Origin of the sequence: Nonlabens sp., from assembly GCF_965657255.1 — a bacterium.
Lineage (GTDB): Bacteria > Bacteroidota > Bacteroidia > Flavobacteriales > Flavobacteriaceae > Nonlabens.
Genome location: NZ_CBFHNM010000019.1, coordinates 1 through 11,600 on the forward strand (window position 1 = coordinate 1; position 11,600 = coordinate 11,600).

Genomic DNA, 11,600 nt, shown 5'->3' on the forward strand with positions numbered 1-11,600 from the left:
TCATTTCCCGTTTTGAACTGTTTTAAAAAAATCGTCCTTGAATAAATCTTATTGGTTCATGTCTGTGTAAAATTTAAAATAAAAAAGGCTTAGGTCATCACCCAAGCCTTTTTTAACTACTTACATAGGTAGTGAGATACTAGCTCCTTTAATAATCTGTATCCATTATTCAGGACTAGACATCTATTATGATTTAGGAATTTCTTTCAAAAGCTCTAAAAGAAATTTCCAGAATTTCTGAACTGATTTGATTTCCACATGCTCATCAGGACTGTGAGCTCCTCTAATATTAGGTCCAAAGGAAATCATGTCTAAATTAGGGTAACGTTCTCCTAACAGACCACATTCTAATCCTGCATGACAAGCTTCTACTTTAGGTTCGTGCTGAAATAATTCGGTATACTTTGCTTTTGCGATATCTAACATCACGCTGTTTGCATTAGGTTGCCATCCAGGATAATCGCCTGACAGCTTGGTATCCATGTTAGCGAGTTTCATTACTGCCGTGATGCTCATAGCAAGATCTACCTTTGAACTATCTACAGAAGATCTGGTAAGACAAGCGATTTGAAGATTACCTTCCTTAAGCTCCACTCTGGCCAGATTATTAGAAGTTTCTACTAAACCATTAATATCTGGACTCATACGGTACACGCCATTATGAATTCCTAAAAGTGCATATACCAGATGCTTAGTATCACTTCCACTAATAGCTTTTGTATTAGTAGTGTCTTGGATGGTTATATCAAGATTCTTTTCTAGGTTTTTATATTCATCATGTATCGCATCTTTACAGCTATTGTATGATTTGAGAATAGTTTCCAACTCGCTTTTATGGAAGCTAACCACAACAGCTGCTTCTCTAGGAATAGCATTTCTTAAACTACCACCTTGAAAAGATTGTAGCTGGATATCTACTTTTCTCATCATAGCATCTAGAAGTCGCGTCATCATCTTATTTGCGTTTCCTAGTCCTTTGATGATATCCATACCACTATGACCGCCATTTAGTCCTTTTACAGTAATCTTTTTTGAAATATAATCGTCAGAAAGTGATTTTTGATCATAGGTTTTTGTAGCTGTAACATCTACTCCACCAGCACATCCTATATCAATCTCGTCATCTTCTTCGGTATCAAGATTTAAAAGAATAGAAGAAGTTAAAATATTCTTATCTAGTTCTTTTGCACCTGTCATTCCTGTTTCTTCATCAATGGTGAAAAGTGCTTCTATCGCTGGATGTGCAATATCTGTAGAAGAAAGTACTGCCATTATCGCTGCTACACCTATTCCATTATCGGCACCGAGAGTGGTTCCATTTGCTTTAATGATATCACTATCTACTAACATTTCAATCCCTTGGGTCAAGAAATCAAAATCTGTATCATTATTCTTTTGATGCACCATGTCCAGATGTGATTGCATGATAATGCTTTTGCGATCCTCCATTCCTGAAGTGGCGGGCTTTCTAATAATCACATTTCCTATAGCATCTTCCATCACTTCTAGATTCAGTGATTTACCAAAATCTACCATAAACGCTCTAACGCGTTCCTCTTTTTTTGAAGGTCGTGGCACCGCGTTTAAATCGGCAAAATGATTCCATAAAGATTGAGGCTTTTGTTTTCGTACTTCTTGTGACATTAAAAATTGGATTTTTTGCAAATATAAGGTTGTCATAAAGTCAATCCCATTAACTATTTGCTAAATGATTGTTGATGATTACTAAAATGCTGTTTTAGTAAATACTAGTTTTTGGTTGCTCTCAACATTTCTCTTTTGCCCGGTGGACCAGGTAGGCGCTCCACAATAAATCCTGCGGTTTGCATATTGCGCCTTACTTGACCAGCAGCACAATAAGTAGTTAAAACGCCGCCATTTTTCAAAGCTTTAAAGGCAGCATCAAATATAGGTTGTGTCCATAATTCTGGTTGTGTACGTGGACCAAAAGCATCAAAATAAATTATATCAAATTGATTTTCATAATCAATTGATTCAAAAGTTTTTTGTTCTTTTTTTAGAAGAAAAGTATCGATAATTTGATGATTTTCTGCCCAGCTACTTTGATGCATTGCTTGATATAGCTTTTGATTTTCTAAAAGCTTACCGTAATCCATGGCTTCAATTTCAGCATTTGTAACTGGAAAAGCTTCTATAGCGGTGTATTGAGTAGGTATTTTAGAATGATGTTGAGCGGTTAACATGGCGTTAAGGCCAGTGCCAAATCCATATTCTAAAATTGAAATAGGTTCTTCATAAAAATTCCGCTTTCGCGAAAGCGAGATCTCTAAAAAATGTTCTAACCCAGTCTTTATAAAAACATGAAGCGCCTCTTGCAAGGCGCCATGTTTAGAATGATATTGTTCATTGAGATCGGGCATATGAATTGTTTTTGATCCATCACCAGTTGTTATGATCTCACGTTTCATTTATTCTTCTGTTTTCTCTACTCCTTCTACATCAGGATTGTCAAACTCTTCTACCATTGCTCCATCTGCAATAAAACTTAAAGTTACTTCTTCTTCTGTAATGGCTGCAATTTCCTCTTCGGACTTACCTGCATCTTCTGCATAGTGACGTAGTTCTTCTACCGGCGTAATGTTTTTGTAAGCTTTACCGCTAAGAATTACTTCTTTACCTTTTCCATTTTTAGGAAGGAAGAAACCGTAATCTTTAAACTTTACAGTTGCAGACGCATCTCCTACTGGCATTTTGATCCAGCATCCTTTTTTTACACATACATCTGCAATGGTACCTTTTACTTTTACCGTTGTTGTATCTCCTACTTTCATAGTTTTATACATAGTACCTAATTCCATAGCATCAATGACGTCGCTATTAGAAAACTCTGCACCATAATCCATGTATGCCATCTCTTGAACCTGCTCGTCATTAACCGCTGGCATTTCTTCTTCTTGCTTTGGCTCTTTGCAACCTACTAACAAGGTTAATGCAAAAACTCCTGTAATAAATCTTTTCATAATAAGTAATTTATACAAATTTATGAATTCGTTTACATTTATTGCTAGTACTAATGGAGTATATTTGCAAAAATATTAAACCACCATGACAAACACTGACGCAATCGTTGTAAATAAGGTAAAAGAATCTAAAATCACTACAACTGATTTTGATAATTTGACCTTTGGTAAGACCTTTACAGACCACATGTTGGAATGTACATGGCGCGATGGTAAATGGGAAACGGTGGAGATAAAACCTTATGGTCCTATACAAGTAGAGCCTAGTTGTAAAGTATTTCATTATGGTCAGGCTATTTTTGAAGGAATGAAAGCCTTTAAAGATGCTGAAGGAGATGTGTTTCTTTTCAGACCTGAGGATAACTGGAATAGATTCAATGAAAGTGCAAAGCGTCTGGCAATGCCAGAAGTTCCGAAAGAAATTTTTATAGCAGGACTAAAAGAACTAGTTCACCTAGACAAAGAATGGGTACGTTATGGTGAAGGTCTTTCTTTGTATTTACGTCCTTTTATGATATCAAGCGAAAATGGTGTAGCAGCCGCACCAGCGACAGAATACAAATTTATGATTATTATGTCACCAGCATTTGCTTATTACAAAGGCGATGTTCGTGTAATTATTGCATCAGAATTTTCTAGGGCTGCAGATGGTGGTGTAGGATATGCAAAAGCTGCTGGAAATTATGCTGCTAGTTTTTATCCAAATAACCTTGCCTTAGAAGAAGGATACCAACAAATCATTTGGACAGATGCGGCTTCTCACGAATACCTTGAGGAAGCTGGAACAATGAATATTTTTGTTAGAATAGGTGATACTTTACTGACAGCACCTAATAATGATCGTATTCTTAACGGTGTGACTCGTAGAAGTGTAATGCAAATGGCTACAGATCATGGAATCACTGTAGAAGAAAGACGTGTATCAGTAAAAGAATTACGTGATGCTGCAAATGAAGGAACACTTAAAGAAATATTCGGTAGTGGTACTGCAGCAGTAATTGTACCGATCAAAGGTTTCAAGCATAAAGATTTTGTACACGAACTTCCTGTTCTTGATAATTCTTACGCTACCACTTTAATGGGAGCTTTGAAAGATATTCAGTACAATAGATCAGAAGATAAACATGGCTGGAGAGTAAAAGTGTAAATTACACTCTATAGCTTCAAACAATTTTTTACGATGCCTGCTTTAATAGCAGGCATTTTTGGTTTCTGCTATCGCGAAAACGGAATTCAAATCCAACCTGATCAATTTTTAAAAATCTTTAACTATTTTTAGAACTTGAGAAAAGCAATACTTCTTATTTTACTCTTAATGAGTTCGTTTGGATGGTCGCAAAACCAAGCCAATTGGTGGTTTTTTGGTTCTAATGCAGGTATTGATTTCAATACTGGTTCACCTATTCCTAATAATATAGGACAATTAGATACTATAGAAGGATGCTCTGCCATATCTGATGCTTGTGGTGATCTATTATTTTATACGGACGGAATAAGTGTTTGGGATCGTAATCATATAATCATGCCTAATGGGAATGGATTATTGGGTAATCCATCTAGTACTCAGTCTGCTATTATAATTCCGTTACCGAATAGTACAAATCTTTATTATATTTTTTCTATTTCTATAACTGATCCATTCACTGGCGCAGGAGTTACCGGTTTATATTACAGCGTGGTGGATATGAATCTAAATAATGGAGCTGGTGATGTCATCAACGCTCAAAAAAATATCCAACTACTACCTAATAGTTCTGAAAAGTTATTTGCTGCTGTTGCCTCAAACGGTCAAGATGCATGGATTGTAACTTATGCCGAAAGCATACTAGGAAGCTTTAGTTATGATCAATTTTATGCTTTCAAATTAACGCCTAGTGGCATGGATTTATCAGCGACCGTAACATCAACTAGTGCGATTACCAGCGTAACAGATAAACGTGGCTATTTAAAAGTGTCTCCAGATGGCTCTAAGGTCGCAATGATGACTCAATTTTATGTTGATCCTAGTTTGCCTGGAGAAAACGGTCGTGGTGCATGGTTATTTGATTTTGATAATAATACTGGAAGAGTGAGTAATCCTATTAGACTGAATTTTCCATCTAATTACCAAGCTTATGGAACAGAATTTTCACTCGATTCTAATTTAGTTTATATAGACTTAAACACATTAGGAAGTGGACTGATTCCAGCAGAACGATTGTTACTTCAATACGATACCAATGCTTTAAATTTTCAGAACAATCCAGTTACTATTTATGAAAGTGATCCCAATGACCCTGCTGACAATGTTACTAGAGGCGCCTTGCAGATAGCACCAAATAAGAAAATATATTATGCTCGTGATGAGCAAGAATGGTTATCAGTAATCAATGACCCTAACAACGTAGGTGCCCTAAGTAATTTTCAGTACGATGGATTGGCTCTTACTTCAGGAACCAATAGTAATGAAGGTTTGCCACCATTTTATAATGCCTTTTTTAATCCGTCCTTCTCCATTATTGAAGGTTGCAGTACTACTCCATCCCTATTTATTGCAGACGATATTGCAACTTGTCCTAACACAACTGTGCTATGGGATTTTGGTGATATATCTAGTGGAAACAATACATCAACACAAATCAATCCATCTCATATCTACAATACGGCTGGTATTTATACAATAAATTTGATTATTACCACACCTGCAGAAGTTTTTACTTCTAGTCGAACGGTTACTATCGTAGATAGTCCTATTACCAATTCTGTAAATGATATAGAATTATGTGATGATCCTACAAACGATGGTTTAGCTCCAGTAGACTTTACCTCTACAAGAGTACAAGCTATTGGGAATCAAAGTCTATCAGATTATGAAGTGAGTATTCATAATAATTTACTTGAAGCAGAAAATGATTTTAATGCTATTTCTGATAATGCCATATTATCCAACGGCACCTATTTTGTAAGAATAGATAGTCGTATTTCAAACGGTTGTTTTGTAACTATACCTTTTGATGTGAACATTGCGGCAACACCTGTTCTTTCTCCTATAAACAATCTCTCCTCGTGTGACGATTTTAATAATGATGGTATAGTTTCTTTTGATCTGGAAATAGCTGGTATAGAAGGTCTAGGAACACAAGATCTCAATTTATTTGATTATACTTTTTTCTCTTCTCAAAATGATGCAGATTTAGATATAAATCAAATTACAAATATTTACGACGGTGTTGATGAAGAGCTGATTTTTGTTCGCTATGAGAATGTGAATAATAGAAATTGCTTTGCTATTACATCCTTTAGTTTAGAAGTCATTTATCAACCTAGTATTCCTGTTTTAGGAGATTTAACAATTTGTGATGATGATGCTAGAGATGGAATTGAAGTATTTAACTTGAATAGTTTAACACCTCTAATCCAAAATACACAACCAGGCAATCTTTCTACAAGCTTTCATAGTTCGCAACAAAATGCAGCGTTAGATATGAATCCTTTAAGCTTAAGTTATTTGAATACCAACCTACAAGAAACGCTTTGGGTAAGGTTAGAAAACAATGATTCTACTACCTGTTACGATGTACAGCCATTGAACATTGAAGTTTATGTTAAACCTATCGTACAATCATCACCTGATTTACTAAAGTGTATAGATGACCAGGTTACAATAGAAGCCAGTACAGGTTTTGCTAGTTATTTGTGGAACACTGGAGAAAACACGAGAAGTATAACCCTTAGCGATGAAGGCATTTACACGGTTACTGTGACAGATATAAATGGTTGTCAGGACACAACTAGTACTGTAGTAACAAATTATCTGCCTACTCAAATCATAGATATTGAAGTACAGCAATTCGCATTAAGGTCTAATCGTATAACGGTTACCGCGATTGGGGATGAACCTTTTGAATATAGTATTGATAATTTCTTTTATCAAGATAGTAATGTCTTTACCGACTTATTACCTGGATATTATACAGTTTATGTAAGAGACACTAATGGTTGTGATTTGATAACAGCGCTAGCGACTATCATCGCTGCACCACCTTATTTTACGCCTAATCAAGATGGATTTCATGATTTCTGGCAAGTCACCGCTATTGAAACTGAACCAGATGCAGAAATTTATATTTTTGATCGTTTTGGTAAACTACTCAAACAACTTAGTCCGCTTAGTCCTGGATGGGATGGCACTTACTTAGGTAACCCTATGCCTAGCACAGATTATTGGTATCGTGTGGAATTAATCGATGGCCGCAGTTTTAAAGGTCATTTTTCTCTCAAAAGATAAATGATGATTTTTTGTTTATTTAACCTCGCTTTCGCGAAAGCGGAATTACAAAAATCTTATTTTTACGTTTCATGGATTTTAATATTATTTCAGAGTTTTCTCCTACAGGAGATCAGCCACAAGCCATTGAAAAACTGGTAAGTGGAATTAAGGCAAACGATAAATACCAGACGCTTTTAGGTGTTACTGGAAGTGGTAAAACATTTACTGCTGCAAATGTGATACAAGGTGTACAAAAACCTACTTTGGTTCTTTGTCATAATAAGACACTTGCGGCACAATTATATTCTGAGTTCAAGGATTTCTTTCCAGATAATGCCGTAGAATATTTTGTATCCTACTACGATTATTACCAGCCAGAAGCTTTTATCCCATCATCAGGAACTTATATTGAAAAAGATTTATCTATAAATGAAGAGATAGAAAAAATGCGATTAAGTACCACTTCTTCCCTACTTTCTGGAAGAAGAGATATTATCGTTGTAGCATCAGTTTCATGTCTTTACGGTATTGGAAATCCAGTAGAATTTCAAAAAAACGTTGTTAGAATAAAAAAGGATGAAGTGATTGCTAGAACAGCCTTACTTCACAAACTAGTACAGTCTTTATATTCTAGAACTACTGCAGAATTTAATCGAGGTAATTTTAGAATTAAAGGAGATACTTTGGACGTTTTTCCTAGTTATGCAGACACTGCTTTTAGAATTCATTTTTTTGGCGATGAAATTGAAGAAATAGAACGTTTTAATCCAGTTGATGGCTCTGTGATTGAAAAGTTTGATCAAATTACTATTTATCCGGCAAACATGTTTGTGACTTCACCAGATATATTGCAAGGTGCGATTCATTCTATTCAAGAAGATCTGGTTAAACAAGTTGATTATTTTAAAGAAATAGGAAAACCACTAGAAGCTAAACGATTAGAAGAACGCACAGAATTTGATCTAGAAATGATCAGAGAATTAGGATATTGTTCTGGTATAGAGAATTATAGTAGATATCTAGATGGTCGTATGCCAGGAACAAGGCCTTTCTGTTTGCTTGATTTTTTTCCAGACGATTATCTAATGATTATAGATGAAAGTCATGTAAGTGTCCCACAGGTGGGTGCAATGTATGGTGGCGATAGATCCCGTAAAGAAAATCTAGTGGATTATGGTTTTAGACTGCCAGCTGCTATGGATAACCGACCATTAAAGTTTGAAGAGTTTGAAGCGTTACAAAATCAAGTTCTCTACGTAAGTGCGACACCAGCTGATTATGAACTGGCAAAAAGTGATGGTGTTGTAGTGGAACAAATCATACGGCCGACAGGTTTGTTAGATCCAGTAATTGAAGTACGACCTAGTCAAAATCAAATAGATGATCTAGTAGAGGAAATAAGAGTGAGAGAAGAACGTGATGAACGCGTGTTGATAACGACTCTTACAAAAAGAATGGCAGAAGAGTTGACTAAATATCTAACGCGTATTAATATCAGATGTCGATATATTCACAGTGATGTTGATACCTTAGAACGTGTAGAGATATTGTCAGATTTACGCCGTGGTGTTTTTGATGTTTTAATAGGTGTGAATCTATTAAGAGAAGGACTGGATTTACCAGAAGTTTCTTTGGTTGCTATTCTTGATGCAGATAAAGAAGGTTTTTTACGTAATCAACGTTCTCTTACACAAACTATAGGTAGAGCGGCACGTAACGTTAATGGGCTAGCAATTTTATATGCAGATAAAGTTACAGAAAGCATGCAAAAAACCATTGATCAAACCGAATACCGTCGCTCCAAGCAAATAGCGTATAATGAAGAAAATGATTTAAAGCCCACAGCGATTAAAAAGAAACTGGAAACAGCTTTATATCGTAAAAACGCTGCTACTTATGCGATTGAAGAAGTTCTTTCCTTAAAAGCAGCAGAAGAAGAGGCAGAATATCTTTCTAAAGCAGAATTAGAGAAAAAAATTAGAGATACTCGTAAATTAATGGAGAAAGCTGCTAAAGAACTCGATTTCATGGAGGCGGCGAGATTACGTGATGAAATAAAAATGATGCAGGAAAAGGTTAAAAACGCCTAAAAATAATCTATCCTAATTGATGTTTTTAAAATAATCAACCAATAAGGTTATCCATATTAAAACTGCGTATGATGTTGTCAACAATAACAAACTGATGGTAGTTCCATAAAAAGATTGGTAACTATTCAGCAATTATAATATGGGTTTGTAATTATCATTTACTTGTAAAATACTAACCTACCGATACTGATTTATAATTTCAAATAGTTTTACCTTTATCAATTTTTTATTACACTTTCACCGACAAGAAATCTACATTTGTAAAAAAATAAAAAGATGAGGTATTTCTGGATAAGTATTATTTCTTTACTCGTTGTATCCTGCAACAATGCTATAACCATAGAAAAAGATGGCGAAACTATTCTAGGTGAAAACCCTATGGAAAAATTAGAAGATAGAGTGTTATCTGAGGATTTTAAAAACTATTGGTATAATGGTACCGCCGAGGTTTCTAGTTACGATATCAATGTTGCTCGATATGGAGAGATGAGAAAAGGAACAGGTATCATGATTTTTGTAACAGAGCCTTTTGATAAAAAAGATCAAGTAAAAGCAGATCAAAACAATAAGAGCAATAGACCTGTTCTTAAATTAAATGCTACTCGAGATTTTAATACAGGTATTTATCCTTACTCAATAATGAGCAGTACATTTTTACCACTAGATAAAAAAGATAACGCTATTAAGATTGCTACTTCTATACAAGAATGGTGCGGTCATACTTATATGCAATTCAATCAGGATAATGATGCATATGACATAACCCATTACTCCTATTTTCAAAGTGAAGGAAATAAAGTGTTTGAGGTAAAAAATGTATTGACAGAAAATCAAATTCCAGCTCAATTAAGACTCGATCCTAAAGAAATGCCAGTGGGCAATATTCAAATCATTCCAAGTACAGAATATTTAAGACTAAAACACGTAGAGACAAAAGCTTACGATGCTGTTGCAAAATTAAGTGGAATACCAGATGGCTATTTATACAGTATTAAATTCACAAATCTAGGTAGAACCATTGCTTTTAAAACAGAAAAAAACTTCCCTTATCGTATTCTTTCATGGATGGACAGGTACAAGGATGGCACAACACCTATGGTGTCCACTGGTACTTTAAAAGAAACTATCCAGACTGCCTACTGGGAAAAAAACTCAAATGCAGATTCGGTTTTAAGAGATAGTTTGAAATTATGAGGGATTTATTATTAAAGCCAGAAGTAATATTAACTCTTGTTCTTGCGGTCAGTACTTTTATCGTGCATAGGTTTATTATATGGAGTGCGGCAAAATTATCAGAAAGAGTTTCTAGGTCAGAGTTGCGTAAACAGTATCTGAAAAGGTATACCGGCTATGTCATTTGGACCATTTGCGCCATAAGTATTATCCTAGTTTGGGGAATTAATACTGATGGCTTTTGGGTAGCATTAGGATCTACGTTTGCTGTTGTCGGTGTCGCATTATTTGCAAACTGGAGTATTCTTAGTAACATAACAGCGAGTTTTATCCTTTATTTTTCTTTTCCGTATAAAATAGGAGATCGTATTAGAATACATGATAAGGATTTACCAGTAACTGCAGTAATTAGCGACATTAAAGGTTTTTATACCTTATTGATTACTGATGAAGGAGAAATCATCACTTATCCCAATAACTTGTTATTGCAAAAAGGTGTTTCTATATTACACGAAAAGAAAGAATCGATATTTGACACAGCAGATATTGATACAGATAGAACTGCATAAAATATAATTTCAATGGACCTAAGCGACCAGTTAAAAAACCTATTTCCAGAACACAACTTTAAAGAAGAAGAGCAACCAGAAAAAAGCAACATCTGGCTGCAAGATGATCCTTTAGAATGCAAATTTGAAAAACGTAAAGGAAAAGTAAACACAGTAATTGCTGGATACACTGGCGCTACTTCTGACTTTAAAATTCTTGCCAAAGAATTAAAAACACAACTAGGCGTAGGCGGTAGTTTTAAAAATGATCAAATTATAATTCAAGGTGATTACCGCGATCGCATTATGGAAATTCTTAAAGAGAAAGGCTTTAAAGTAAAACGTGTCGGTGGATAAAAGCACAACATCACTTCATAGAATTTATAAACTGAAAGCAAGTAAGATTCTTTAAGAAAAATAAGAAACAAAATAACTCCGCAATCCATTTGATATCAGAGCTTTTAAAGGTAATACCCTATAAAGTGTAAGTTAAAACAGCTTGGGTTTGACTTTAAATTAATTAATAGTTGAATCCTTTTTTATAAATGGTCCGTTTTTG

General features: G+C 34.9%; 9 protein-coding genes. 6 read left to right on the forward strand and 3 right to left on the reverse strand.

The genetic code is table 11. The features are described from left to right. Positions 1-186 precede the first annotated feature (186 nt). The 3 genes from ACTF54_RS13310 to ACTF54_RS13320 form a co-directional block, all read right to left on the reverse strand. Positions 187-1,644, reverse strand: a complete 1,458-nt coding sequence (locus ACTF54_RS13310) for an aminoacyl-histidine dipeptidase (RefSeq protein ID WP_347197253.1) — start codon at positions 1,642-1,644, stop codon at positions 187-189. A gap of 104 nt (positions 1,645-1,748) precedes the next feature. After that, the gene (gene mnmD, locus ACTF54_RS13315; RefSeq protein WP_347197254.1) at positions 1,749-2,429 is read right to left on the reverse strand and encodes a tRNA (5-methylaminomethyl-2-thiouridine)(34)-methyltransferase MnmD; all 681 of its coding nucleotides are present in this window, start codon (positions 2,427-2,429) and stop codon (positions 1,749-1,751) included. Next, positions 2,430-2,981, reverse strand: a complete 552-nt coding sequence (locus ACTF54_RS13320; protein ID WP_347202367.1) for a DUF4920 domain-containing protein — start codon at positions 2,979-2,981, stop codon at positions 2,430-2,432. 85 nt (positions 2,982-3,066) lie between these two features. Here ACTF54_RS13320 and ACTF54_RS13325 point away from each other — a divergent pair, with 85 nt between their 5' ends. The 6 genes from ACTF54_RS13325 to ACTF54_RS13350 all read left to right on the forward strand — a co-directional run bounded on the left by ACTF54_RS13325 (position 3,067) and on the right by ACTF54_RS13350 (position 11,398). Next, positions 3,067-4,128 (forward strand): branched-chain amino acid aminotransferase, encoded by a 1,062-nt coding sequence (locus ACTF54_RS13325; RefSeq protein WP_438969567.1) that lies wholly within the window; start codon positions 3,067-3,069, stop codon positions 4,126-4,128. A gap of 135 nt (positions 4,129-4,263) precedes the next feature. Then, positions 4,264-7,248 (forward strand): T9SS type B sorting domain-containing protein, encoded by a 2,985-nt coding sequence (locus ACTF54_RS13330; protein WP_438969568.1) that lies wholly within the window; start codon positions 4,264-4,266, stop codon positions 7,246-7,248. Between the two features lie 71 nt (positions 7,249-7,319). Continuing rightward, the gene (gene uvrB / locus ACTF54_RS13335; protein ID WP_438969569.1) at positions 7,320-9,320 is read left to right on the forward strand and encodes an excinuclease ABC subunit UvrB; all 2,001 of its coding nucleotides are present in this window, start codon (positions 7,320-7,322) and stop codon (positions 9,318-9,320) included. A 276-nt stretch (positions 9,321-9,596) separates the two neighbouring features. Then, positions 9,597-10,514: a septum formation inhibitor Maf gene (locus ACTF54_RS13340; RefSeq protein ID WP_347196527.1), complete on the forward strand. Its 918-nt coding sequence runs from the start codon at positions 9,597-9,599 to the stop codon at positions 10,512-10,514. Beyond that, a complete protein-coding gene (locus ACTF54_RS13345; protein WP_347196526.1) occupies positions 10,511-11,062 on the forward strand; it encodes a mechanosensitive ion channel domain-containing protein in 552 nt (183 codons plus the stop codon). The genes ACTF54_RS13340 and ACTF54_RS13345 overlap by 4 nt, the downstream gene beginning before the upstream one ends. A gap of 12 nt (positions 11,063-11,074) precedes the next feature. Continuing rightward, positions 11,075-11,398: a translation initiation factor gene (locus ACTF54_RS13350; RefSeq protein ID WP_438969570.1), complete on the forward strand. Its 324-nt coding sequence runs from the start codon at positions 11,075-11,077 to the stop codon at positions 11,396-11,398. The last annotated feature ends 202 nt before the right edge of the window (positions 11,399-11,600 follow it).